The organism is Streptomyces sp. NPDC026515, assembly GCF_055567595.1.
This window is the reverse complement of record NZ_JBVHQD010000025.1, coordinates 112,531-137,025: the sequence shown is the minus strand read 5'-3', so window position 1 is coordinate 137,025 and position 24,495 is coordinate 112,531. Positions and strand designations below refer to the sequence as shown.

The following is a 24,495-nucleotide window of genomic DNA, read 5'->3' as shown; positions in this document are numbered from 1 at the left end:
GCCTCGTGGAGCCGGCGGGTGCGGCCCAGGTACTCGACGGCGTCGGTCAGCAGCGCGATACGGCGCGGGTCGTGCCGGGGCAGCAGGCCCGCGATCCGCCGGGCCAGGTCCGCCGCCGCGTCCGGCGCCGAGGACGACATGTCCCGTACGGCGGTGGTCAGCGTGGTCACGGCCTGGTCGTCGACCGGGCCTCCCGACATCACGACGTGCCAGGCCACCTCCGCGGGGCGTGCTCCGGTGCCGCGCAGGCTGTCGGCCGCCTCCCGGTGCAGGGCGGTCCGGACCGCGAGCGGCAGGTTGTCGTGGACCGCCTGCCGGGTGAGGTCGTGGCGGAAGGCCAGCCGCGGGCCGTCGCCCGAGAGCAGTCCGGCGTTCAGGGCCGTGTCGACGCCGGACAGCAGGCTGCCGACCTGTCTGCCCATCATCCGGGCGGCGGTGCCGAGGTCGAATTCACGGCCGAGGACGGAGCCGATCTGGAGCAGGTGCACGGCGTCGTCGGGGAGCCGGTCTATCCGCGCGGCGACACCGCGGCGGAAGGAGACCGGAATGCCGTCCCGCGAAAGGCCGGTCTCGCCCGGCTCCATCCCGGCGACGTCGGAGTCGGCGAAGCCGCGTACCAGCTCGATGGCGAGAAACGGGTTGCCCGCGACGCCGCGCAGAAGCCGGGCCAGCCCGGGTGACGGTGTCGCCCCGAGGACGTCGGACGCGATGTGCTGGAGTTCCCGCTGCGGCAGGGGGCCCAGGGTGAGCCACCGGGCGCCGAGACGTTCGAGGTCCTCCCGGACCCTGGCCAGGATCGGCCGCTCGGCGTCCGACCGTACCGCCAGCACCCACAGAATCCGTGCTGCCGCCAGTCGCCCCGGCAGAGTGCGCAGCACGAAGAGCGTGGCCGGATCGGCCCACTGGGCGTCGTCCACGAGGACGGCCACCGGTGCGCGCTGCGCCCGCTCCTCCAGGGCGTCCGCGATGGAGTCCAGGAGCAGGAGCCGCTGGTCGTCCGCGGCCGCGGGGGCCCGGTGGGATCCGTCGGAAGGCTGCAGGGCGGACTGCAGGGCGGCTCCCGCCGCGTACTGGTCGAGTTCGTCGGCCCGTACCGAGACGACGTCGTACCCGGATCGCCGTGCCATCCCGTCCAGCTCGGCGAGGAACCGGCTCTTGCCGACGCCGGCCGTGCCCTCCACGACGACGCAGGCGCCCCGTCCGCCGCGGGCCACGTCCAGTGCCGCACGGGCCGCCGAGATCTCACGGTCCCGTCCCCGCAGGCGCGGCCCGGTCATGGCCCGGTTCCCGCGCCCACCGGCCTCGTCGCCCGCGGGGTCTGTGCTGTGCATGGGAAAAGCATGGCGCACGGTCACATCGGGCCTCAACGCCAGTGCCGCGGTGACCACCGCTTTCACCCGGGTGAAAGCCTCTGCCGCGCCGTCGGCTCACCCCGTCCGGACACATGCTGCGTGCCATCCGGATCTCATGCCCCTGGAGAGGAGTACGACGTGCGTACAGGCAAGGAGTACCTGGCGGCGCTGAACGACGGCCGCACGGTGTGGGTGGGCGACGAACTCGTCGACAACGTGGCCACGCACCCGAAGACCCGGGCGTACGCCCGGAGTCTCGCGGCCTTCTACGACCTTCACCACCGCCCGGACCTCCAGGACGTCATGACGTTCGTGGACGAGGACGGCGTACGGCGGTCCATGACCTGGTTCCAGCACCGCTCCGCGGACGATCTGCGGCGCAAGCGGGAGTACCTGGAGACGGTGCAGCGCGAAATGGGCGGCGGGGCCGTTCCCCGCACACCGGACGTGAACAACTACGTCCTGCTGGCCTACGTCGACGACCCGGAGCCCTGGAGCAGCCAGTCCGTCGGGACCGACGGACGGGACCTCACCAAGGGGCTCCTCGACTTCTGGGACGAGGTGCGCGACGGCGACCTCAACGCGACGCCGGCCTTCGTCGACCCGCAGGCGGACCGCTCACGTGACTCCGCCCAGGCCGAGTCCCCCGCCCTGAGGGTGGTCGCCACCTCGGACGAGGGCATCACCGTACGGGGTGTCAAGGCGATCAGCACCGGCGCGGCCTTCGGCGACTGGATCCACATCGGTGTCTTCTACCGGCCCGGCATCGTCGCGGAGCAGATCATCTACGGGGCGGTGAAGCCCAGCACCCCCGGGGTCACCGTCATCTGCCGCGAGAGCAACGTCCGCGACGGCGAGGACGTGGAGCACCCGCTCGCCTCCCAGGGCGACGAACTCGACAGCATCATCGTGTTCGAGGATGTGCTCATCCCCTGGAACCGGGTCTTCCACATCGGCAATCCGCAGCACGCGGCGCTGTACCCGCAGCGCGTCTTCGACTGGCTGCACTACCACTCGCTGGTACGGGCGACGGTCAAGGCCGAGCTGATGCTCGGTCTGGCCCTGCTGATCACCGAGCACATCGGCACCTACCAGCTGCCGCCGGTCCAGGCCCGGATAGCCAGGTTCGCCGGTTTCCACCAGTCGCTCAAGGCGCACGTGGTGGGTTCGGAGGCCCAGGGGTTCCACACGCCCGGCGGCACCTTCAAACCGAACGTCCTGATGTTCGACTTCGGGCGGGCGTACTACATCGAGCACATCACCGACATGGTGCACGAGCTCATCGACCTGGCCGGCCGGGCCGCGCTCATCTACCCCACCGAGGGGCAGTGGCAGCGACCCGAACTCAGGCCGTGGCTGGAGGCCCTGCAGACGGGACCGGTCGGGCGGCCGCACGACCGGCTGAAGATCAGCCGTGTCATCCGCGACATGTTCCTGTCCGACTGGGGCGACCGCATCGGCGTCTTCGAGAACTTCAACGGCACGCCCCTGCTGGCCATCCGCACGCTCACCATGAAGCGCGCCGAGATGTCCCCGAGCGGTGCCATGGCGGACCTCGCGCGCAAGGTCTGCGGTATCGACAGCGTGAGCGACGAGGGGGAGTCCGCGTACCGGGCCCAGGCGAGCTACGCCCGGCACCAGGACGCCCCACGCCAGGAGGTCTAGCACGATCCGCCCGCCGGGCCGGACACCCGGCGGGCCTCGGTCAGGGTCTCCCCCGCAGTCGTCGAAACGGGTCACAGCACACCGCATTCGCGGGCCCTGGTGACGGCCTCGCTCCTGTCGTGGGCGTCGAGCTTGCGGAAGATCGCGCGTACCTGTGTCTTGACGGTGTTGTGGGACACGTACAGCTCGGAGGCGATCTCACGCAGGGTCAGCGAGCCGGACAGGGCACGCAGTACTCGCCGCTCCCCCAGCGAGAGGTCCTGGGGCCGGGGACCGAACGGTACGACCGCCGGCTCCCCGGCGGCCCGGCCGAGCAGGCCCGCCAGGATGCCGGGCGACTCGCATCCGGCCGCCTCCCGCTCGGCCGCCTCCCGGGCGCCGCGCGCGGCGTGCGTGTCGTGCCGTGCGCTCTCCAGGCGCGTCCGTGTGAGGTGGCACAGCGCGCGTATGTGGGGTTCGCTCGCCGTCCGGGACGAGTCCGCCAACACCGCTTCCGCATCGGACAGCGCCCGGGCGGCCTCGTCCAGGCGTGCCTCCTCGAGCAGCAGGCCGGCCCGGCCGACGTAGGCGGGGACCGAGACGAAGTGCCGGTGCAGACCGGCTGACGCGATCTCCTGGAGTGCCTCGTCACCGAGGACCGCGGCCCGTTCACGACGCCCGGCCAGCAGGGCGCCCAGGGCCCGCAGCCCCAGGGCGCGGACGAGGGCCAGGCCGTGTCCGGCGGCGTGGGCGTCACGGGTCGCCTCGCCGAGCAGCGCCTCCGCGTCCTCGTACCGGCCGGTCCACAGGAGCGCGGCGCCACGGGCGGTACCGGCCAGGGCACGCCAGGAGGTCAGCGGCCGGGTGCCGGTGACGGCCGACTCGCCGAGCCGGCCGGCGGTCAGTACCTGTCCCGTCAGACAGCAGGCCACCGCGCGGGCGACGGCGGCCGCCTCGCCGACCGTGCCGCCCTCCCCGACGGTCTCGGCTCCCGTCTCCCGTAGCAGGGCAACGTCCAGCCAGCGGCCGGCCGTCGCCGGTGTGCCCGCGGCCAGGGCCGTCATCGCCGCCACGACGCACAGGCGCGCGTCGGCGCTCACCGTGCGGCGCGGCAGCAGGTCCAGCCACCGCGAGACGCGCGCCCCGTGGCCCGCCGAGATCTCCTTCTCCCACCCGTCGAGCACCGCCGCGACGGCCGCCGGCTCGTCTCCGCTCCGTGTCCAGTGCCGTACGGCCTCGGTCGTCCGCCCCTGCCGTGCGTACCACTGAGCCGCCGACCGGTGCAGGGCCGCGACGGTGTCCGCGCCCTCGGACGCGAGGACGTCGAGGAGCAGCGCGGCCAGTGCCGGGTGATGGCGGTACGCCGACGCCTCCGTGGCGACGGGCACCAGCATCTGCACGGTCCGGGCGAGTTCACGCAGCAGGACGCCCGCCCGGTCGCCGGCGAGGGCCTGGCACGGTCCGGCACCGAGTTCGTCGAGCACACTGGTGCGGAGCAGGAACCGGCGCTGTTCGGTGGTGAGCCGGTCGAGGACCTCGGTGGCCAGGTACTCGGTGACCGCCCGCCCGCCGCGGGCCCTGCGTCCCTCGACGCCGGCCGCGTCGCCGGCGCGGGCCAGGGCGCGCCCCAGGATGCACAGTCCGGCGGCCCATCCCTCGGTGGCCTCGTACAGTGCGCGCGAGTCGGCCGCGGTGGGGGCGGATCCGAGCAGAGCGGTGAGCACCGACCGTGCCTCCTCAGGAGTGAAGGCCAGGTCGTGCAGGTCGAGTTCGGCGACCAGGCCACGGGCGCGCAGGGCCGGAAGGGGGCCGCCGGGAAGGTGCCGGGTGGACAGGACGACACGGAAGCCGTGCGGCAGCCGGGTCAGGAAGTCCCCGAGGGTGCGCTGCGCGTCGGCGTCCGTGACGGTCTCCAGTCCGTCGAGGACCAGGGTGAGCGGTGCCGCCGTGCCCACCGCCGTCAGGAGGGCGGGGAGGGTCTCGTCCAGGCACGAGCCGGCCGTCCACCCGCCCTCGTCGAGGCGGACGGGCAGGTCCGCCCGTACCTGGTGCAGCGCACGCATGATGCCCGACCAGAGCCGTTCCGGGGCGTTGTCGTAGCCGTCCAGGCTGAGCCAGGCGCACGCGCCGCGGGCCGCCGGGTCCCGGTCCCGCCACCACTCGGTCAGCAGCACCGTCTTTCCGGCACCGGCCGGGGCGGAGACCACCACCACGGGCTCCGTCGCCGCGTCGAGCCGGTGCAACAGCCGCGGGCGCGTCAGCAGATGCGGGGGCTGGACCGGAGGGCGCAGTTTGAAGGCCGGCACGGAACTGGTCATGTCACTTCCCCTGGAGTGGGTCGAAACGGGCGGGTGCCCCCGACGTCCGTGGCTCTCCCGCGAGAGCCGGACGTCGGGGGCGTCGCAGGGTCCATGGACCGCGGTCGCCGCCGCGGCCTAGCGCGAGGCCCTGAGCGCGCCGAAGCCGCCGGCGAAGTGCACCAGCGGCCGGCAGTCCACGCGGTGCGCGCAGTGGCGCACGGCGCCGACGAAGATGGTGTGATCGCCACCGGGGAGCGCCTCGGCGACGTCGCAGACGACGGCCGCGATGGCGTCCTTCAGCACCGGCACACCGTGGTCGTCGGCGGTCTCGACGCCCGCGAACTTGTCCGGCTTGGAGGCGGCGAAGTTCCGCGCCAGGGCTTCGCCGTCCTCGCCGAGCACGTTGACCGCGAACCGGCCGTGCTCCGCGATCGCGGTCCGCGTGTACAGGTGGTTGCCGATGCACACGAGGAGTTGGAGCGGGTCCAGGGAGAGCGCGGAGACGGCACTCGCGGTCATGCCTATGGGTGTGTTTCCGGAGCGTGTGGTGATCACGCTGACACCCGTGACGAGCCGGCCCATCGTGGCCCGGAAATCTACTGCGGTGTCGAGGATTTCGGTCATCGGAGCCTCCGTGTCGGTCGGGGGTGGATGTCGGTGTGCGGTCAGTCCGCGGGGAGGGCTTCGAGGACGAAGGTGCGGCGCAGCAGGGTGTACGGCACGTCGGTCAGGCCGCGGCGGGGACCGGTGCCGGGCTCGTAGGTGTCGTAGGACTCCAGCAGTGACTGCTTGACCCCGAACACCGGGTCCGTGTCGAGGTACGGGTCGTCGGAGGGGAAGAGCATGGTGGTCACGCGCTGGAATCCCGTGGCCTCGATCAGCAGGTGCAGGTGGGCGGGACGCATCAGCGACCTGCCGGTGGCCCTCATGAGTTCACCGACCGGGCCGTCACCGGGGATCGGGTAGCCGGCCGGCCGGATGGAGCGGAAGGCGAAGCGCCCCCTCTCGTCGGTCCGGAACCGTGCCCGCATGGCCGGGTCGGATCTGCCGGGCACCTCCATGTCGTAGTGGCCGTCCGCGTCGCTGTGCCAGACGTCCACGCCGGCGCCGGGCACCGGTGTCCCCTCGCGGTCCACGACCCGTCCCTCGAAGAAGAGCGGGGTGCCGGGCAGGCCGCCGGAGATGTCCGCGGCGTCGGAGTGCCGCGGCCGGTCCTCGCGGAAGTAGGGGCCCAGAACGCTGTTCTGGGTGGCTTCGGCGGAGCGTCGGACGCTCAGGGCGTCGACGAGCATGGTGACGCCCAGCACGTCGGAGAGCAGGATGAACTCCTGGCGGGTCGGTGTGCACATGTGCCCGGTACGCGTCAGATAGGCCACTCCCGCGGCCCATTCCTCCTCGGTCGGTCCGACGTCACGGACGAAGGCGTGGAGGTGCCGGACCAGTGAGCGCAGGATCTCCGCGAGGCGGGGGTCCTGGGTGTCCCGCATGGTCGAGATCACGGCCTCGGTGATGGTGTCGCTGGTCAGATCACGCATGGCGTGCTCCTGTGGTGAGGGGGTGTTCGCCGACGGAGTCGGTCGGGGACGTGGGTGCTGCGGTGGTGTTCAGGGCCTCTCGCCGGCCCAGGCCCGGGTCAGGAGCGCGGTCACCGCTCTCCGTTCCACGGGCCGCGGATTCCAGTAGCCGTCGCGCACGACGAGTTCGGCCGCCCGCTCGATCCCCGACTCGGGCATTCCGAGGTCCCGCAGGGCCCTGGGTGCGCCGAGGCGCCCCGCGAGGTCGAACAGGGCGTCGGCGGGGTCGTCTCCCGGCAGTGCCCGCGCGATGCGGGCCATGGCCTCCCCGGCCGCCGGGGCGTTGTAGGCGACGACGTGGGGCAGGACGACCGTGTGGATCTCGGCGTGCGGCAGCCCGAAGGTGCCGCCCAGCACATGGCAGACCTTGTGGTGCAGGGCCATGCCGACCGTGCCCAGGCAGGTGCCGGCCAGCCAGGCGCCGTACAGCGCGTCGGCCCGTGCCTCCACGTCGTCCGGACGTCGTGCGATCAGGGGCAGCGAGCGGGCGAGGGCGTCGAGTGCCTCACCCGCCATCAGGAACGCGACCGGGTCGCCGTCCTGTGCGTAGAGGGCCTCCACGGCGTGGGCCATGGCGTTGACGCCGCTGACCACCGACACCGCCGCCGGAAGTGTGTGCGTCAGCTCCACGTCGTAGACGACCGTTCTGGGCCGTACGTCCGTCAGCCGCCTGGTGGTCTTGCTGCCGCCCTCGGTCTCGCCGAGGATCGGCGTCATCTCCGACCCGGCGTAGGTGGTGGGCAGCGCCAGCTGCGGGAGACCGGTCCGGGCGGTGATCGCCTTGCCCAGGCCGACGGTCGATCCGCCGCCGACGGCGAGCACCGCGTCGGCCGCCACCGACCGGGCGTGCGCGACCGCCTTCTCGGTGACCTCGACCGGTGTGTGCGGGGCGGCCCCGGTGAAGGTGCCGGCGGCGGCCGCGCCCAGCAGGTCCGCCATCCGTCCTGCCCGGTCCGTCTGGTCGGGCGTGCACAGCACGAGCACCCGACGGCATCCAAGAGCATCTGCCTCTTCTGGGATTCGGCTGCGCGTTCCGCTGCCGAAGACGACCTTGGTGATCTGTCCCCGGTGCACGAATGTCTTCATGAAGATTTCCTCGGTCCTGCAGCGTCTTTTCCTGGATGGCAGGAAGCGTCGTCACGTAATTGACGTGCGTCAACGCAATCCCTGGAAGATGACGGGCCATCCCGCGGGAATACCTTGTTCGCGCGACCCTCCCGGACCCGACGGCCCGTGCCGCGGCTGCGATATCACTCATCTGCGGGATGGCCGGACGGGAGCGGGGCGCTGGACCGTGGGTACGGGTACGGGCCTCGGAATCCCGTAATTGTCGAACAGGTCGCCGGACCCGAAAGAATTCGCATTCATCGCCCGGCCGGAATTATCCCGGCGGGTCGGCGCCGCCGAAGGGCGAATAACGCCGACGTCCTCGTCTTGACAGCGCCGGGACGGGTGCCGACGATGGGAAACCATGGAAACCAGCGTGGTTTCGAAAGTTTCCGAGGGCGGCGGCCGGCGCGCCGAAGAGATCGTCGAGGCGGCCGGCCGGTTGTTCTTCGCGCCGGGCCTCGCGCCCGTGAGCATGGACGCCCTCGCCCGTGAGCTCGGGATGAGCAAGAAGACGATCTACCGCCACTTCCCGGACAAGCGCGGCCTGCTGGCCGCGGTCCTGGACCGGCGGTTCGCGGCGGTGGAGGCCACGCTGGCCGCGGCGGCCGAGAGGGCGCAAGGGCAGCCGTTCGACGTACGGGTCCAGCGGTTCCTGGTCGCCGCGGGCACCGAGCTGGGGCGCCTCGGCGCGGCTCAGCTCGCCACCGGACGCGGCGGCGACCCGGTACTGCGCCGGTACGTGGAGCAGCGTGTGGACGCGGTGATCTACCGCCGCATCGACGAGCTGTTCCGGTACGGGCACCGGCAGGGGCTGCTGCCGGCACCTCCGGAGCTGCTCTACGAGATCACCCGCGGCGCGCTGGAGCGGCTGTTCACCTCCCGGCTGCCGCAGGAGCTGGAGTGGACCGCCGCGGATCTGCTGCGGGCCACCGTGGACACCGTGCTCTACGGGGCGACGCGGGCCGCCGGCACCGGCACCGGTGCCGGCGACCAACGACTCGGTGCGGCCATCCCGGCCGCCCGTGACGACGACACGGAGGTGCGCCCATGACCGGGACGGCCGGCAGGGTGGCCCTGGTGACGGGGGCCAGCAGCGGGATCGGCGCGGCCACGGCACGGTTGCTCGCCGAGCGGGGCATGCGCGTGGTGGTCAACTACCTCAGCAACACCGAGGCGGCCGAGGAGATCGTGGCCGGCGTCGAGGCGGCCGGCGGCCGGGCCATGGCCGTGCGGGCCGACGTCCGCGAGGTGCCGGCCGTCGAGGACATGGTCGAGCGGGTACGGGAGGCATGGGGCGGCGTGGACGTGCTGGTGCACAACGCGCTCATCCCCTATGCCGTCAAGTCGTTCCAGGACATGACGTGGGACGAGCTGGGCGGCAAGCTCGACGCCGAGATGCACGCCGCGTTCGCGGTCACCAAGGCGGTGCTGCCCGGCATGACCGCACAGGGCTGGGGGCGCATCGTCTACCTGGGTACCGGCCTCAGCCGGCGGCCCCGGGAGGGCATGATCGCCCTGGGGACGTCCAAGGCGGCGCTGGAGCAGTTCGCCCGGTACCTCGCCCAGGAACTGGGCCCGCGGGGCATCACGGTCAACGTCGTCTCGCCCGGACCGGTGGAGACCCGTATCACCGCCGACGTGCTGGACGACGCGACGCGGCGGCGGCAGGTGGCCGCCACCCCCTTGGGCCGCCTCGCGCATCCGGCCGACGTGGCCCAGGCGGTCGCCTTCTACGCCGGCGAGGACAACGCCTTCATGACCGGCACCACCGCCGCGGTCAACGGCGGAATGGCCATGTACTGACGCGGACCCGCCCGCGGCACCGCGCCGTCCCGGGCACACGCCGACGAACGATCAAGGAAGCGTACTCATGTACACGATCGATCTGGCCTATGTCGGACGGGGCCTGCACGAGGAACTGGTCGCCTACATCGCCGACCAGGAGGACTTCTACGCCGACGAGGGCGTCCATGTCGCCCTGCGCGACGGCTGCACCTGGGACGAGGAGCGGCTGCGCCGGGGCGCCACCATCGGCCTCGGCCGGGCACTGCTGTCCCGGCTGACCGACGGCACGCCCTGGGTCGGGCTCCATGTCAACACCCACCGTCCACTGTTCTGGTTCCTGGCCCGTCCCGGCCTGACCTCCCTGGCCGACCTCGCCGGGCGGCGGCTGGCGGTGCACGCCCCGCACACCGCCCCCGGCTGCTTCACCCGGATCGTGCTGCGCCGGGCCGGTCTCGACCCCGACCGTGACATCCGGACGGTCGTCCGGGCACCCGGCGACTACGGCATGGACCTGCGGCTGCTGCGCGACGGGGAGATCGACGCGGCGCTGGTCGGCAGCACCATGGCCCCGGAGGCGGTGGCCGCCGAGCACGGCTGGCAGGTGCTGGCCTGGATGGGCGACCACTTCCGGATCCCGACCGTGGGGCTGGCCGTCGACACCACCTTCACCGACCCGGACGACCCGTCGGTCCACGCGGTGCTGCGCGCGCACCGACGGGCCCTGAAGGTGATCCGGGAGGACCCGGACACCACCGTGCGGCACATGCGGACGTTCCTCGGCGGCCACACCCCGGACGAGGTCCGGGCCCACTACGACGCCTTCATCGCTCCGCATTTCACCGTCGACGGTCAGGCCGACCTCGCGATCGGCGAGGCCGCGATCGCCTCGGTCGCCGCCGAACTCGGCGTACCCGCCGCCTTCACCGCGGCGGATTTCTTCCGCACCGCTCCCTGAGAGCCGTCGCACGCATGTCCTGATGTGCGGCCGTCGTGGCACATTCACCCGTGCGGGTCGGCTGTCGTATCCGCCTAGCGTGGTCTCAGGACGTGCCGGAGGACCTAGTGCGCCGAGTCGGCTGCGTCCGCCCCTGGCCGTACGCAATGAGGAAAGAAGGCGATCCGCGTCGTGGCATCGAAATCCCGCGCCGGACAGCCGGTGTCGAATGGGCTGGAATTCGGCCTCAACGAATGGGTTGTCGACGAACAGTACGAGCGGTACCTGCGGGACCCGGGCTCCGTCGACCGGGCCTGGCGGGACCTCTTCGCCGCCCCCGGCCGCGCGGCGGACGGACCCGCCCGTGAGGAGACGGCCACCGTCAGTGCCCGTGCGGAGGAGGCCGCGGTCAAGGCCGTCCGCGTCGCGGCGCTGATCCACGCCTACCGCGTACGCGGGCACCTGATGGCCGAGACGAACCCGCTCACCGACCACCAGGGGGCCACTCCCCCGGAGCTCGACGCGAAGGCGTTCGGGCTCGATGAGCAGGACCTGGACCGGACGTTCGTCGTGGACGACTTCACCGGACGGGAGACGATGCCCCTGCGTGAGGTGGTGGACGTCCTCCGCGAGTCCTACTGCCGGAGCGTCGGCGTCCAGTACATGCACATCCAGAGCGCCGAGGAGCGCGACTGGGTCCAGCAGCGGGTCGAGTCGCCCCCGAAGCCGCCGGACCGCGCCGAACAACTGCAGATCCTCTACCGGCTGGGCGCGGCGGAAGCCTTCGAGCGCTTTCTGCACACCAAGTACGTGGGCCAGAAGCGTTACTCGCTCGAAGGCGGCGAGTCGGCGATCGTGCTGCTGGACGCCCTGCTGCACCGCGCCATCGCCCACGGAATGCAGGAAGCCGTCATCGGGATGGCGCACCGCGGGCGGCTCAATGTGCTGGCCAACATCGTCGGCAAGTCCTACCGGGAGATCTTCCACGAGTTCGAGGACGCCGTGGACATCCGCTCGGTCCAGGGATCCGGTGACGTGAAGTACCACCTCGGCGCGGACGGGACCTATCGCGCCCTGAACGGCGGCACCGTCGGCGTCTGCGTCGTGGCGAACCCCTCGCATCTGGAGGTCGTGGGCCCGGTGGCCCAGGGAGTGGTCCGGGCCAGGCAGGAGGTCGCCCCGGACGCCGGCGGCGCCTTCGCGGTGCTGCCCGTCGCCGTCCACGGAGATGCCGCCTTCGCCGGTCAGGGCGTGGTCGGCGAGACGCTGAACATGTCGCTGCTGCCCGGCTATCACACCGGCGGGACGGTTCACCTCGTCATCAACAACCAGCTCGGCTTCACCACCACGCCCGCCCACGGCCGTTCGAGCGCGTACGCCACCGATGTGGCACGGACCATCGAAGCCCCGATCCTGCACGTGAACGGGGACGATCCCGAAGCCGTCGTCCGCGTCGCCCGGTTGGCCTTCGACTACCGGCAGGCCTTCCACAAGGACGTCGTCATCGATCTGATCTGCTACCGGCGCCACGGCCACAGCGAGGTCGACGACCCGTCCATCACGCAGCCGGAGATGTACGACCGTATCGACGCCAGGCCCTCGGTGCGCGAGCTGTACGCCGACGCGCTGGTGCGCCGGGGCGACATCGGCGCGCAGCAGGCGGAAGGTGCCCTGCGGGACTACCGGGAGCGCCTTGAGCGCGCCTTCGCCGAGACCCGTCCGACGCAGGCGGCGGGCCTCCCGCCGGAGCACGTGACCGCGCAGGACACCGGGCTCCTGGCCGCGGGCGCCGTGACCACCGCCGTCACGGAGGCGACCGCCCGGCGCGTCGTCGCGTCCCAGACCGACCTGCCGCAGGGCTTCACCGTGCACCCGCGTGTGCTGCCGCAGCTGCGCAGGCGGGCCGCGATGCTGGACGCGGGAACCATCGACTGGGCCACCGCGGAGACCCTCGCCTTCGGCTCCCTCCTGCTGGACGGGGTTCCGGTGCGGCTGGCCGGGCAGGACTCCCGCCGCGGCACGTTCGGACAGCGGCACGCCGTGCTCACCGACCGGCACACCGGCGTGGAGTACACACCGCTCAACTCGCTCGGCGCGCCGGCCGCGGCCTTCACACCGTACGACTCGATGCTGTCCGAACTGGCCGTGCTGGGCTTCGAGTACGGCTACTCGCTGGCCCGGCCCGAAGCCCTGGTGCTGTGGGAGGCCCAGTTCGGCGACTTCGCCGACGGTGCCCAGACCGTCGTGGACGAGTACATCGCGTCGTCCGAGCAGAAGTGGGGGCAGCGTTCCGGGGTGACCCTGCTGCTGCCGCACGGACTGGAGGGGCAGGGCCCGGACCACTCCTCCGGCAGGATCGAGCGCTTCCTGCAACTGTGCGCGCAGGGGAACATGAGCGTCGCCGTGCCCACCCTGCCCGGCAACTACTTCCATCTGCTCAGGCAGCAGGCGCTCGCGGCCCCGCAGCACAGAAGGCCGCTGGTGGTGTTCACCCCGAAGTCGATGCTGCGGTCGAAGGCGGCCGTCTCCACGCTGACGGAGCTCACCACGGGCACGTTCCGTGCGGTCCTGCCGGACGACACGGCCGACGCCTCCCGGGTCAGGCGTGTGCTGTTGTGCTCGGGCAAGGTCTTCTACGACCTGGACGCCCACCGGCGCGACGCCGGCCTGTCGGACACCGCGATCGTCCGGGTGGAGCGGCTCTACCCCTTCCCGGAGCGGGAACTGGCCGCGGAGCTCGGCCGTTTCCCCGCCGACGCGGAGGTCCGGTGGGTGCAGGAGGAGCCGGAGAACCAGGGAGCCTGGCTCTTCGTGAGCACGCCGCTACGGCGGCTGGCCGACCGTCCCCTCGGCTGCGTCAGCCGGCCGGCGGCGTCGGCCGCGGCCGTGGGCTCCGCCCGGCGGCACGCCGCCGAGCAAGAGGAGCTCGTGGCATCCGCGTTCCGCTGACCACGGGGCACGGACCGGACGGACCGGACGGACCGGACGGACCGGACGGACCGGACGGACCGGACGGACCGGACGGACCGGGTCGCGCGCCACGGCGCGCGACCCGTCACCGCGGGCCCCCTCGACGACACGCGAGGGGGCCGTTCGCCCGGCAGGGCGGTCTCAGCGGCCGGCTCCCGCGGCCCCGCGCAGCGCCGCGGCCGCCTCCGCGGCCTCCGCGGTCACCCGAGCCGCGGCACGGCCGGCGCGTCCGGTCACGCGCCAGGCGATCATGCGGAGTGCCGTGGGCGGCGCCGGCGGAAAGACCCCGAGTTGCCCGAGCATGGTGATGTCGTCGCGCACGGCCTCGTGGCGGACCACCTTGCCGTCGCGCAGACCGAGCACATGGATCTGCTCGACGTCGATCTCCCGCCCGGTGGGCGGTATCGCCTGGTCGAGGGCACCGTCGCGGTAGCGGACGAAGGCACCGGTGTGGCGCCCCTGCATGCGCAGTCGCACCCAGACCTCGTCGTCGCCGAGAGCGGTGCCGAGCACCGGGAAGCGCAGGTCGCTGAAGGCGGAGCGCATCCACGCACCCGAGGCGAGGACCCCGGCCGGGCCGGGCAGCGCGCATGCCGCCGGCGCCACGGCCGCTTCGCGGTTGTGGAACTCCTCGTGGACCACGTCGGCGGCGAGTGCCGGAGCACCTGTCGCGAGGACTTCGAAGAGTCCGTGGGCCAGTTCTGCGGGCTCCATGCCCATGGTGCGGCTGCCTCTCGTCGCATGTGTGGTGGTGACGAGGATTGAGGTTACAGCACACCTAATGAATTCATCGCGATAGAGTGCGATCATGCAGCCCAAGCGGTCCTACGTCTCCCCGCTGCGCGAACAGGCCGCAGCACGGACACGTGAGCTGATCCTGAGCCGGGCGACGGAGCTGTTCGCCGAACGCGGCTACGGGCGGGTCACCGTGGCCGACATCGCCGCGGCCGCGGGAGTGGCCGCCAAGACCGTCTTCGCGAGCGTCGGCAGCAAGAGCGACATCCTGAACCGGATCGTCGACCAGGGCGTGGACGCCTCCGGCTACGCGCGGGCGATGGAGGCGCTGCTCGCGGAGCGGACCGCCGAGTCGGTACTGCGCACGCTGGCCCGCGGCACACGGGCCGGCAACGAGGGCCAGTTCACCGTGCACGAGGCGATCCGCAAGGCGCTGCCGGTCCACGAGGACGGCGAGGCCCTGTGGGAGCGCGCGACCGCGGACTACCGGGAGGCGCTGCGGACGGCGGCCCGCCATCTGCACACCCTGCCGCCGCCGCCCGTCTACCCGGTGGCGGAGACGGCGGATCTGCTCTGGCACTGGTTCGGCCCCACCGCCTGGCGGTCCCTCGTGGTCGAGAGCGGCTGGACCTGGGACCGCGCCGAGGACGTCCTCTGCCGCACGGCCCTCGCCGCACTTGTGTAGGCGTCCGCACCACGGGGCACCGCATGCGACGCCCGCGGGCGGGCCCGCACAACCCTTCGGCCCGCCGGCGGGTCCCCTGTTCGGCGGCGGAAAGCGGGCCTCCGCGGCCCGCCCAAGTCCGCGCGCGGCCGCGTCCGGCCCCGCAGCACCCCGGGAGACCCGCCCTGCACCACAGGAGACCCTTCAGCAGACACGGGTCCGACCGTGCCGCCGACGCCGTCGCCGCGGCACTGCTGCTGACGATCGGCGCCGCGACCACGGCGATCGCGCCCGCCACCGCCGCACCCGCGCCTGTCACGCACGACGACTTCGACAACGACGGCTACCGCGACCTCGTGGTCCCGGCTCCGGGCGGAACCGTCAGCGGAGCGAAGGGCGCCGGCTACGTCGCCGTCCTGTACGGCTCGGCGACGGGGCTGTCCACCGCACACCGGGCGACCCTCGGCATGAGCACCCCGGCGTGGTGGGCCTCGCCCGGACGGACGACCACTTCGGGCAGGCCACGGCCGACGTCGACCGGGACGGGTACGACGGCCTGGTCGTCGGCACGCACGGCGAGGACGGCGGCGACGGCGGGGTCTGGGTCTTCTCCGCCACCAGCGCGGGGCTCGTGCTGAACCGGTCGTGGTCCTTCGACGACGGTAGCCTGCGCGCCCCGCTCCCGGCGCCCGCTTCGGCGAGACGCCGGCCCCGCACGGCCGTTGAACGAGGACGTGGCCCGGCCGGCCGGCGGCCGACGTCAACCCCACCCGCTCGACCAGGCCTTGCGGCGAGTGTGAGGATCCGCACTTCTTCCGGGATTGCGCCGGCCGGGTCCGCGCGCAAGAGTGTTCCAACCGCCCACACCGGCAAGCGAGATCACTGCGTCGTCGGGCACCGCACACCGTGACACCGGCGAAGAGGATGCGATGCGCATGAGCCCCATGCCGTTGAGGGGAATCGCGGTCGCCTCGGCCACCGCGGTCACCGCGGTGGGAAGCGTCGTCGGGGTTGCCTCGGGCAGCAGCGCACAGAGCAACGACGCCCAGGCGGCGACGGCCGACGCCACCCTCCTCGCGGACCTGCCCGCAGGACAGCAGGCACAGGTGCAGACCGTGTCCCTGACACGGCAGGCCGACGCCGTGGCCGTCCAGGCGGACGCGAGCGCCCGGAAGGGCGCCGAGCGGGCCGCCCGGGCGGCGGCGGCCAAGGCCGCGCAGGCCAAGAAGGCCGCGGCCGAGGAGCGCGCAGCGGCCAAGGCCGCCGCCGGCGATCCCACGGCCGGCTTCGCCGTGCAGAGTTCGTACACCGTGGCGCAGCTCAAGGCGATGGCCGCGGAGATCGTGGGCAGCGGTCAGTTCCAGTGCTTCAGCAACATCGTGGACCACGAGTCGACCTGGAACTACCTGGCCGTCAACCCCTCCTCCGGCGCCTACGGACTCGTCCAGGCGCTGCCGGGCTCCAAGATGGCCACCGTCGCCGCCGACTGGCAGACGAACCCGGCCACCCAGATCAAGTGGGGCCTCAACTACATGAACACCACGTACGGCAGCCCCTGCCAGGCCTGGGCCTTCTGGCAGGTCCACCACGCCTACTGACGGCCCGCACCCCTCACCGGGGACCAGCGGGTTCAGGGGCGGTTCACCCGGAAGTGGTAGCAGCCGTATTCGACGGCGCGTACGTGGACCTGGGCGGTCTCCGGATCGGTGAAGGCCTCGGCCAGGGCGTCCTCGAACGCCGCGCGGGGATCGTCGGGGAGTTCCAGCATGCGGCCGCCCGTGATGTGGCCCCGGTGGTCGTAGCGGCGCAGGACGCGCAGGGCGCCGGGGCGTGCCCATGGGTAGCCGGGGTTCTCGCCGGCCGGGCCGCCGCAGTCCTCGGCGTGGACGAAGACAGGCCCCTGTTCGTCGTACGCCCCGGGGTCGGCGTCCGTCTCCGCCGCCCACCGCCGCAGCGGGGCGTAGCAGACCAGGGCGATCCTCTCGCCCTTGGTGCTCGACCGCAGGCAGCAGCGCAGGGGCGCGCCGCCTTCGTCGTCCGTGTACGGACGTGGCGCGTTGCCGGCATCGTCGCGGACGCGGAGTTCGGCGAGGGACGCGGACGGTATGGGCAGGGGAGGAAAGACGAAGGCGGGAGTCATGAGTCCAGCGTGGAGCGGCACGTCCCGAGGCGCTGGCGGAATCCGGACGCCGTCCCGCGCGTCCGCGGATCATGGGTCGAAGGAGCCCTGGGCGCCGCCCCGGCAGGCGGGCGGCAAACCGGGGGCGAACCGGTGCGTGTGCTGGGGCTCGTGAGATGTGCGACGGCGCACTCGTCGAAGCTTTCGCGCCACCTCGCGCTCCGTTAATGCTTCCTCACTCCTGGGCAGAGATTCCACGGTCAGCTCCGCACACCACGGACCACCCCCGCCGACTACGAGCGCGCCTCTGGCGGATCACGCCTCCCGCCGGAGACCATGGCGCCCTGCTCACACGATCGCGACGTACGAGACGTCGTCCCGGACGACCGGCGCCATCAGCTTCGCACGATCTTCGGGCCGCACGGCGTGCGGTCACCCGAACCGCTCTCCCCGCTCACGGTCCCCCCACACGGGGCCGGGTCCCCTACGAGGAGTTGCCGAAATGTCCCATGATTCACCCGAGTTACCCTCGGACCGGCCCCCGTACGACCAGTTCCTCGACAGCCACTTCCCGCCCGAAGGTTTTGCGTCCCGCCCCTCCGCGTACGAACCTTCCGCGTACGGCCTCGCCCCGCACGGCCCCTCCCCGCACGACCCCTCCGCGCACGACCGACCGTCGTACGACCGGCCTTCGCCTTCCTGGTCGACCGGTCAGGAGGAGCTCTCCGGCGTGAGTCCGCCGGACCCGCACTCCGGCGCCCACCGCACCCTGCGCCTGCTGCGGCGCGCCTACCGCTGGCAACGGCGGGTGGCGACCTTCACCGCGCTCGGCTACTTCGCCGCCTTCCTCACCCTGACCGTCAAGGCGCCGTCCCTGATGGCCCGCCCCGGCCCCGGCGGCCTGCCCACCGGGCTGGTCCTGGCCCTCGTCCAGATCCCCGTCACCTGGCTCGCGGTCTTCCTCTACGAGGCCGCCGCGCACCGCTTCGTGGATCCCCTGGCGCGCCACGCCCGCCGCCAGATGCGGGTGGCCGTCGCGGACCGGGAGCAGGCGCCATGACCGAGTTCAGCGGCTCCGCCCAGTCCTGGTCGCTCATCGCGTTCTGCACGGTCGTCGCCCTCACCCTGCTGCTGTGCGTGCTCACCGGCCCCGAGGCGGACGACCTCGCCGAGTTCTACACCGGCTACCGGTCCCTCTCACCGATACGCAACGGACTCGCCGTCGCCGGCGACTACATCTCCGCCGCCACCGTCCTCACCATCGGGGGGATCATCGCCCTGTGCGGCTACGACGGCATCGTCCTGGCCCTGAGCGCCCTGCTGTCCCTGTTGTTGCTGATGTTCCTGCTGGCCGAACCCCTCCACAACACCGGCCGCTACACCATGGGCGACGCGCTGGCCCAGCGTCACCCGGCCCGGTCGGTACGCGTGACGGCCTGCCTGGTCACCCTTGCCGCGCTCGTCCCGATGATGGTCGTACAGCTCGCCGGTGTCGGTGAACTCCTCGCGTACGTTCTCGGTTTCACCGATCCCGGCATGAAGAACGGGTGCGTGGCCGGGGCCGGCGTCCTCATGATCACTTATGCGGCGCTGGGCGGGATGCCGGGTACCGCACTGGTCCAGATCATCAAGACCGTGGTGCTGCTCGGCTCCGGACTGGTGGTGAGCGTCCTGATCCTGCGCCTGTTCGACTGGCAGCCCCAGGCGCTGTTCCACGCGGCGGCCGGGCAGAGCGGAGCGGGGCCCGCCTATCTGAAGTGGGGCCTGCAGTACTCCAGCAGCCCGCATCCCGCGCTGGACATGGCCAGCACCCAGTGCGCGATCGTGCTCGGCGGTGCCAGCCTGCCCCATGTCACCATGCGGATGTACACCGCCGGCACCCCGCGTCAGGTCCGCCGCGCGATGTCCTGGGCGGTCTCCTCGGTGACCCTGTTCATCCTGATGCTCACACTGATCTGCATGGGCGCGACCGCACTCGTCGGTCACGAACGTGTCGCCGCGGCCGACGCGCACGGCACGACCGCCTATCTCCTGGGCGCACGCGCCGCGTTCGGAACCAGTCTGTCGCGGCCGGAGAGCCTGCTCTTCGCCACCGTCACCACCGCCGTCTTCCTCACCCTCCTCGCCTCCGTCGCCAGCATGACGCTCGCCTGCGCCAACACCCTCGCCCACGACCTGACCGCGTCCCGCGCCCGTCCCCCGGCGCCGGCCCGGGAACTGGCCCTCGCCCGGTTCAGCGCCCTGGCGGTGGGCATCCCCACCATCCTGCTGGCCGTCCTCGCCCAGCACCGCAGCCTTCAGCCGCTGGCGACCGTCTCCTTCACCCTCGGCGCCTCGGCCATCGCCCCCGCGCTCCTCTACACCCTCTTCTGGCGCCGCTACACGCGCGCCGCGCTCCTGGCCACCCTCGTCGTGGGGTCCCTGAGCGTCCTCGTCCTGGCCCCCGGCACCACCCTGGTCTCGGGGACACCGCTGTCCGCCTTCCCGGAGGCGGACTTCGCCTGGTTCCCCTACAACACGACCGCGCTCGTCTCCGTACCGGCGGGTTTCCTGGCCGGCTGGCTCACCACCGTCCTGTCCGGGCGACGGGCCACCACCCGAGAACGCAACCGGTACGAATCCCACGAACACCACCTCCTCACCGGCCCGCCCCCGCACCACTCGCCCAGGTAGCACCGGACACGGCGGAAAGGGGCGTCCCCGCCGGGGACGCCCCTTCCTTTCACCGCTCTTCGGAACCTACTGGATGTTGATCTTGAAGGTGCTGGTCGTGTTCTTGACGTCCTGCGCGTTGCCGCTCATCCGCAGGTTGCGGAAGGTGGCCTCGCCGACCGCCGGGCCCTGGCCGGGCTCGGGCAGTTCGTTGGCCCAGATCCCGAAGCCGGACTTGGCGTCGAAGGCGTCACCACTCTTCTTGGAGTTGGTGATGGAGATGTCGGTGAAGACGGTGTCCTTCACCGGGAACTGCGGCTGGCCGCCGACGTAGTTGGTCTGGAACATCACGCCTCCGTAGGTGGAGTCGTCGATGTCGACGTCGTTGACCCTGATGCCCTGGAAGACCTTCGAGGCGGAGAACGCCCAGATGGCGGGGAAGACCTGGGAGCCCCAGAAGTGGCCGCCCGTCCGGTCCAGGGAGACGTTCTCGATCGTCGTCGGATCGGTGCCGAAGCCGTTCATCGGGTAACCGAAGTCCAGCGAGGAGATCGTGATGCCGGAGTAGACGAGGGTGTCGGCGACCCGGATGTTGCGGAAGGTGTTGTCGTAGCCGCCGTACACGGCGATGCCCGCGGCCCGCCAGGTGAGCGTGGACGTCAGGTTCTCGTAGAGGTTGTTCTTCTCGTCGGCTCCGCCGGCGTCGATGGCCGAGAAGAGCGCGAAGCTGTCGTCGCCCGTGGCACGGGCGTCGTTGTTGACCACGTGGTTGTCCGTGGAGCCGTTCGTCATGTTGATGCCGTCGGCGAACGTGTCACGGATGCGGGTGTTCGAGATGGTCATGTTGTCGGTGTTGGCACCCCAGTAGAGGCACACCATGTGCTCGGCCCAGATGTTGTCGATGGTGATGTTCGAGACGTTGGAGAAGTCGAACACCTTGCCCGGGCCGTCGATCCGGGACGTGTAGTTGCCGAAGTAGGCGAAGCCGGAGAAGGTCGAACCGTTCGCGGTGGCCTCGGCCCGGAAGCCCACGTCCGTGTTCTCCTGCGAGGAGGGGGCGCGGAAGCGGGTGAACCAGGGCCCGGCCCCGACGACCTTGACCGCCTTGCCGTAGACCTGGAACTTGCTGGAGGTCTCGTAGTCGCCGGCGGGCAGGTAGACGCCGACGAGCTTGCCGGTGGTGTCCATGCGCACCTTGTCGAGGGCGTTCTGGACGTCCTGGTGCGTGAAGCCGGCCGGGACCGTGTAGGCGGCCGGGTCCGGGTTCGGGATCTGCGTGGCCTGTTCGAGGTTGATGAAGTCGATGGCGTAGGTGGAGGTGTTGGCCGCGTCCTTCTGGAGGCGGATCTTGGAGCCGGCCGGCACGGTCTTGCCGAGCAGCAGGTTGGCCTCGTCGTAGATGTGGCGCTGGGCACCGGAGCCGGGCGAGTTGCCGGGCGCGGTCTCGTTGCCGTAGAGCCATGCGTACTTCGAGGTGAGGTCGATGGCCTTGAGGAACTGGCCGTCGACGTAGACGTTCAGGGTGGTGTTGGTGCCGTCCGGGACGGAGAAGCGGGTGACCAGGGTGTTGGTCGCCGCGCGGGTGGTCCACTCGACGTACTGGCCGGTGCTGTTCAGCGTGACCGCCTTGCGGCCGCTCGCCTCGCCGGCGATGTCGCCGATGGTGCGGTTCGGACCGACGACCGTGGCGCCGCCGCCGACCGTGCCGTCCTCGGCCTCGTACATGTCGTACGGCATGTCCGCGCCGCGGCCGACGAACAGAGGCTGCGTGGTGGTGTTGTTGGTGCGCTTGACCGGCAGTTCGTTGGCGTCGTCGGCGATGACCGTCTTGACGGTGTACTTGCCGTTGACGGCCGTCCACGAGCCGAGCGAGACCGGTGCGGTCGTCTGACCGGAGGCGATCGCACCGTTGTAGGAACCGCTGAGCGTCTTGACCGTGGCGCCGTTCGCGTCCTGGACGGTCAGGGTGACCCCGTGGGCCCCGGAGGCCGAGGCCACGGTCCCCTGGTTCTTGAGGGCCACGGTGAAGGCGACCGCGTCGCCCGCCGAGGCGCTGGACGGCGTCCAGGCGACCGGCGCCGCCACGAGGTCCGAGCTGGAGACCGGCTTGACGACCAGGGAGTCCGAGCGGGAGAAGACGTTGTTCGCCTCGTTCTGCTCGATGACCTTGTTCGACGGGTCCACCTCGGCGCCCAGCGGGTAACTGCCCGCGTCCCGGCTGCCGATGCTCGCGGTGACCGCCGCCGACGCGCCGGCCGCGAGAGCGGGCACGTCCGCGGTGGCGGCCTTGGTGCCGCCGAGCGTGAAGTTCAGGTCGGTGGCCTTGGACGCCTTGCTGCCGCTGTTGGTGACGGTCGCCGTCAGGCTGATGGCGTCCGACTCGGCCGGGGCGGACGGCGAGTTGGTGATCCCGGTGACCTTGAGGTCCGGGTTGGCGGCCGGGGTGCCGATGACCTGTACCTCGGCCACCTGCGCGCCCGGGGCGCCGGTGTTGGAGGTGAACTTGAGCTGGATGTCGGCGGCGGCGCCGGAGACCGGGATGGTCACCGTGTTGCCGGTCGCCGGGTTGAACGTGTAGTCCTTCGCCGCGGCGAGGCTGGTGAAGGCCGTGGCGTCCTGGTCACGGCCGAGCACCTGGATGTTCTGGGTGCGGGTGGACCAGGCCGCGTCCGGGTTGAGCCTGACGACGACCTGGCCGAGGTCGGCGTTGGCGCCCAGCTTGGTGGTGAGGGTGGCCGGATAGGCACCGCCCGCGCTCTCCCAGTAGGTACCGACCTGGCCGTCGTTGGCGTTGGCGGCGACGTAGGTGAAGGTGTACGAGGAGGCCTCGACGGGCTTGCCCTGGGCGAGGTCGGAGCCGGCCCCGGAGCCGGGCCGGGTGACGCTGTTGCTCGCCACCGACACGTTGCCGGCGGCGTCCTTCGCCTTCACGTAGTAGGTGACCGTGGCCGTCGCCGACGGGGTGTCGGTGTACGTCGTGACGTTGCCCGCCACGGACTTGACGAGTTGGTCGTTGGCATAGACGTCGTAGCCGGTGACCTGGACGTTGTCGCTGGACGCCTGCCAGGTGAGCTTCACGTCACTGCCGGACTGGGTGTAGGCGAGGCTGCCCGGCGCCGTGGGGGCCTGGGTGTCGCCGCTCGCGCCCTTGCGGGTGACGCTGTTGCTGTTGGCGGAGACGTTGCCCGCCGCGTCCTTGGCCCGCACGAAGTAGGTGATGTCGCTGCCGGCCGGCTGGGTGTCCGTGTAGGTCAGGACGTTCCCGGCGACGCTCGACCGCAACTGGCCGTTGGCGTAGACGTCGTATCCGGTGACGGCGGTGTCGTCGGTGGCCGCGCTCCAGGTCAGTTTGATCTGGCCGGTGGCGGGCTCGGTGTAGGCCAGGTCGGCCGGGGCGGTGGGCGCCTGGGTGTCGCCGGTCGCCGGTCCGTAGACCTCCAGCTCGGACGCCTGCCCCGCGGGCCAGCCGCTGTTGGCGGTGAACAGCGCGCGCACGTACCGGGTGGTGGTCGTGTCGAAGGTGATGGTCGCCGACTGGTCGTTCGAACTGTCGAAGGTGTACGGCTTGGAGGCCGTCAGGTCGGTGAAGTTCTGGTTGTCGGTCGAACCCTGGATCTTGAGGGTCTGGCTGCGGCTCGGCCATCCGCTGGGCAGCCGCAGCGTCACCTGGTTGACCTTGACCGACGAGCCGAGGTCGACCTGGAGCCACTGCGGGAAGGAGTTGTTCGTGCTCTCCCAGTAGGTGTTGCGGTTGCCGTCACCGGCGTTGGCGGCGCCGTAGACGTCGGCGTGGCCGCTCTCGCTGAAGGCCTTGCCCTGGGCGAGGTTGGGGGTCGAGGCGGCTGCCGTGAGGACCTGCATCTCGGCGAGCTGGGCGGTCCCGGCGACCGAGTTGGCGCTGAAGTCGGCCCGGACGTAGCGGGCGAGGGTCGCGGGGACCGAGACCTTCACCGTGTTGTCGTTGCCGGGGCTGAAGACGTACTGCGCCGACGACTTGAGGGTGGCGAAGCTCGTCCCGTCGGCGCTGACCTGGAGGGCCAGGGTCTGCTTGCGGGTCTGCCACTTCTCGGGCAGCCGCAGCACGACCTGCCGGACGCGCTCGGTCCGGCCGAGGTCGGCCTGGATCCACTGGGCGGACTTCTTTCCGGCCTGCCAGTAGGTGTCGGTGTCGCCGTCGGTGACATTGGCTGCCGCGTGGGCGGCGCGGGCACTGCCCGCCCTGGTCCTGGCGTCCGCGGCGGCGTTCGGCCCGCCGGCCGCGTGCGCGCCGACGGCGGGCACGCCCAGAACCATCACGGCGGAGGCGAGCACAGCGGTCGCTGCGCGCCGTCTGAGGGATCTCGGCTTGTGTCGAGTCATGCGGGGGTCGCTTTCTGCGGAGGCTCGCACACCGAGGGGGCGGCGAGGGCGGCTCGTTCCTGGCGGAGTGGGGCAGAAAGGTGCGGGGCACGCACGGATTCGTGCGCAGAATATTGCGTTGTTTCATCGAAATATTGCAGAGTCCTGTGAGCCGGTCCACAGGCAGGACGACACAAGTTTCACCAGAAACGCTCATGACATGGCGACACCGGCGGTCAAAGATCGGTCAAATGGCATGCATTCAGGCGTACTTCACACCACCGGACACCCCGGCCCGCCACTCAGACGTACGCCCTA

The 24,495-nt window shown here is 71.6% G+C and carries 18 protein-coding genes and 1 pseudogene; 10 read left to right on the top strand and 9 right to left on the bottom strand.

The window, feature by feature from the left end; translation table 11 throughout:
* Nucleotides 1–1,331: ATP-binding protein (locus ACZ4O3_RS37780; RefSeq protein ID WP_467726720.1), on the bottom strand; the 1,331-nt coding region annotated here is incomplete at its 3' end.
* Nucleotides 1,332–1,490: 159 nt separating this feature from the next.
* Between ACZ4O3_RS37780 and ACZ4O3_RS37775 the strand changes: the two genes are divergently transcribed.
* Nucleotides 1,491–3,017, top strand: a complete 1,527-nt coding sequence (locus ACZ4O3_RS37775; RefSeq protein ID WP_362713133.1) for a 4-hydroxyphenylacetate 3-hydroxylase family protein — start codon at nt 1,491–1,493, stop codon at nt 3,015–3,017.
* A gap of 71 nt (nt 3,018–3,088) precedes the next feature.
* Here the strand turns inward: ACZ4O3_RS37775 and ACZ4O3_RS37770 are convergent, their stop codons facing one another.
* The 4 genes from ACZ4O3_RS37770 to ACZ4O3_RS37755 form a co-directional block, all read right to left on the bottom strand.
* Nucleotides 3,089–5,314, bottom strand: a complete 2,226-nt coding sequence (locus ACZ4O3_RS37770) for a helix-turn-helix transcriptional regulator (RefSeq protein ID WP_467726719.1) — start codon at nt 5,312–5,314, stop codon at nt 3,089–3,091.
* Between the two features lie 117 nt (nt 5,315–5,431).
* Nucleotides 5,432–5,920, bottom strand: a complete 489-nt coding sequence (locus tag ACZ4O3_RS37765; RefSeq protein ID WP_362729640.1) for a flavin reductase family protein — start codon at nt 5,918–5,920, stop codon at nt 5,432–5,434.
* A 41-nt stretch (nt 5,921–5,961) separates the two neighbouring features.
* Nucleotides 5,962–6,831 carry a dioxygenase family protein gene (locus ACZ4O3_RS37760; protein WP_467726717.1) on the bottom strand — a complete coding sequence of 290 codons (870 nt, stop codon included), beginning with the start codon at nt 6,829–6,831 and terminating at the stop codon, nt 5,962–5,964.
* A 69-nt stretch (nt 6,832–6,900) separates the two neighbouring features.
* Nucleotides 6,901–7,956 (bottom strand): maleylacetate reductase, encoded by a 1,056-nt coding sequence (locus ACZ4O3_RS37755; protein ID WP_362729644.1) that lies wholly within the window; start codon nt 7,954–7,956, stop codon nt 6,901–6,903.
* A 397-nt stretch (nt 7,957–8,353) separates the two neighbouring features.
* Here ACZ4O3_RS37755 and ACZ4O3_RS37750 point away from each other — a divergent pair, with 397 nt between their 5' ends.
* From ACZ4O3_RS37750 to ACZ4O3_RS37735, 4 genes are all read left to right on the top strand, one after another.
* Entirely contained in the window at nt 8,354–9,031 is a 678-nt protein-coding gene (locus ACZ4O3_RS37750; RefSeq protein ID WP_467726715.1) for a TetR/AcrR family transcriptional regulator, read from the top strand.
* Complete coding sequence (locus ACZ4O3_RS37745) at nt 9,028–9,783, top strand: SDR family NAD(P)-dependent oxidoreductase (protein ID WP_467726713.1); 756 nt, start codon at nt 9,028–9,030, stop codon at nt 9,781–9,783. Before ACZ4O3_RS37750 ends, ACZ4O3_RS37745 begins: the two co-directional genes overlap by 4 nt.
* Nucleotides 9,784–9,850: 67 nt before the next feature.
* Nucleotides 9,851–10,720: an ABC transporter substrate-binding protein gene (locus tag ACZ4O3_RS37740; RefSeq protein WP_467726711.1), complete on the top strand. Its 870-nt coding sequence runs from the start codon at nt 9,851–9,853 to the stop codon at nt 10,718–10,720.
* A gap of 171 nt (nt 10,721–10,891) precedes the next feature.
* A complete protein-coding gene (locus ACZ4O3_RS37735; RefSeq protein WP_467726710.1) occupies nt 10,892–13,648 on the top strand; it encodes a multifunctional oxoglutarate decarboxylase/oxoglutarate dehydrogenase thiamine pyrophosphate-binding subunit/dihydrolipoyllysine-residue succinyltransferase subunit in 2,757 nt (918 codons plus the stop codon).
* A gap of 162 nt (nt 13,649–13,810) precedes the next feature.
* On the opposite strand, the gene ACZ4O3_RS37730 is transcribed toward ACZ4O3_RS37735, so the two are convergent.
* Complete coding sequence (locus ACZ4O3_RS37730) at nt 13,811–14,383, bottom strand: ester cyclase (RefSeq protein WP_467726708.1); 573 nt, start codon at nt 14,381–14,383, stop codon at nt 13,811–13,813.
* Nucleotides 14,384–14,477: 94 nt separating this feature from the next.
* Between ACZ4O3_RS37730 and ACZ4O3_RS37725 the strand changes: the two genes are divergently transcribed.
* Nucleotides 14,478–15,089, top strand: a complete 612-nt coding sequence (locus ACZ4O3_RS37725) for a TetR/AcrR family transcriptional regulator (protein WP_384997413.1) — start codon at nt 14,478–14,480, stop codon at nt 15,087–15,089.
* Between the two features lie 23 nt (nt 15,090–15,112).
* A pseudogene (locus ACZ4O3_RS37720) lies at nt 15,113–15,445 on the top strand (FG-GAP repeat protein); the annotation flags it as partial.
* 26 nt (nt 15,446–15,471) lie between these two features.
* Here ACZ4O3_RS37720 and ACZ4O3_RS37715 read toward each other — a convergent pair.
* The gene (locus ACZ4O3_RS37715; protein WP_467726723.1) at nt 15,472–15,642 is read right to left on the bottom strand and encodes a hypothetical protein; all 171 of its coding nucleotides are present in this window, start codon (nt 15,640–15,642) and stop codon (nt 15,472–15,474) included.
* A gap of 361 nt (nt 15,643–16,003) precedes the next feature.
* On the opposite strand from ACZ4O3_RS37715, the gene ACZ4O3_RS37710 reads away from it, so the two are divergent.
* Nucleotides 16,004–16,666, top strand: coding sequence for an aggregation-promoting factor C-terminal-like domain-containing protein (locus ACZ4O3_RS37710; protein WP_384997411.1), 663 nt, complete (start codon nt 16,004–16,006; stop codon nt 16,664–16,666).
* A 32-nt stretch (nt 16,667–16,698) separates the two neighbouring features.
* Here ACZ4O3_RS37710 and ACZ4O3_RS37705 read toward each other — a convergent pair whose 3' ends face one another.
* On the bottom strand, nt 16,699–17,208 hold the full coding sequence (locus ACZ4O3_RS37705; protein ID WP_362723137.1) for a DUF1203 domain-containing protein: 510 nt from the start codon (nt 17,206–17,208) through the stop codon (nt 16,699–16,701).
* Between the two features lie 481 nt (nt 17,209–17,689).
* Here ACZ4O3_RS37705 and ACZ4O3_RS37700 point away from each other — a divergent pair, with 481 nt between their 5' ends.
* Together ACZ4O3_RS37700 and ACZ4O3_RS37695 are read left to right on the top strand one after the other, a co-directional pair.
* Nucleotides 17,690–18,247: a DUF485 domain-containing protein gene (locus tag ACZ4O3_RS37700; RefSeq protein ID WP_467726705.1), complete on the top strand. Its 558-nt coding sequence runs from the start codon at nt 17,690–17,692 to the stop codon at nt 18,245–18,247.
* Nucleotides 18,244–19,860 (top strand): sodium/solute symporter, encoded by a 1,617-nt coding sequence (locus ACZ4O3_RS37695; protein ID WP_362723132.1) that lies wholly within the window; start codon nt 18,244–18,246, stop codon nt 19,858–19,860. Before ACZ4O3_RS37700 ends, ACZ4O3_RS37695 begins: the two co-directional genes overlap by 4 nt.
* 66 nt (nt 19,861–19,926) lie before the next feature.
* Here ACZ4O3_RS37695 and ACZ4O3_RS37690 read toward each other — a convergent pair whose 3' ends face one another.
* Nucleotides 19,927–24,198 (bottom strand): discoidin domain-containing protein, encoded by a 4,272-nt coding sequence (locus ACZ4O3_RS37690; protein WP_467726702.1) that lies wholly within the window; start codon nt 24,196–24,198, stop codon nt 19,927–19,929.
* Nucleotides 24,199–24,495: the final 297 nt, after the last annotated feature.

Excerpts from the sequence above, each read along its gene's own strand:
- ACZ4O3_RS37760 (WP_467726717.1), bottom strand. The coding sequence starts at position 6,831 with ATGCGTGATCTGACCAGCGACACCATCACCGAGGCCGTGATCTCGACC.
- ACZ4O3_RS37705 (WP_362723137.1), bottom strand. The coding sequence starts at position 17,208 with ATGACTCCCGCCTTCGTCTTTCCTCCCCTGCCCATACCGTCCGCGTCC.
- ACZ4O3_RS37770 (WP_467726719.1), bottom strand. The coding sequence starts at position 5,314 with ATGACCAGTTCCGTGCCGGCCTTCAAACTGCGCCCTCCGGTCCAGCCC.
- ACZ4O3_RS37710 (WP_384997411.1), top strand. The coding sequence starts at position 16,004 with ATGAGCCCCATGCCGTTGAGGGGAATCGCGGTCGCCTCGGCCACCGCG.
- ACZ4O3_RS37740 (WP_467726711.1), top strand. The coding sequence starts at position 9,851 with ATGTACACGATCGATCTGGCCTATGTCGGACGGGGCCTGCACGAGGAA.
- ACZ4O3_RS37765 (WP_362729640.1), bottom strand. The coding sequence starts at position 5,920 with ATGACCGAAATCCTCGACACCGCAGTAGATTTCCGGGCCACGATGGGC.
- ACZ4O3_RS37690 (WP_467726702.1), bottom strand. The coding sequence starts at position 24,198 with ATGACTCGACACAAGCCGAGATCCCTCAGACGGCGCGCAGCGACCGCT.
- ACZ4O3_RS37745 (WP_467726713.1), top strand. The coding sequence starts at position 9,028 with ATGACCGGGACGGCCGGCAGGGTGGCCCTGGTGACGGGGGCCAGCAGC.
- ACZ4O3_RS37725 (WP_384997413.1), top strand. The coding sequence starts at position 14,478 with ATGCAGCCCAAGCGGTCCTACGTCTCCCCGCTGCGCGAACAGGCCGCA.
- ACZ4O3_RS37700 (WP_467726705.1), top strand. The coding sequence starts at position 17,690 with ATGTCCCATGATTCACCCGAGTTACCCTCGGACCGGCCCCCGTACGAC.
- ACZ4O3_RS37755 (WP_362729644.1), bottom strand. The coding sequence starts at position 7,956 with ATGAAGACATTCGTGCACCGGGGACAGATCACCAAGGTCGTCTTCGGC.
- ACZ4O3_RS37730 (WP_467726708.1), bottom strand. The coding sequence starts at position 14,383 with ATGGAGCCCGCAGAACTGGCCCACGGACTCTTCGAAGTCCTCGCGACA.
- ACZ4O3_RS37695 (WP_362723132.1), top strand. The coding sequence starts at position 18,244 with ATGACCGAGTTCAGCGGCTCCGCCCAGTCCTGGTCGCTCATCGCGTTC.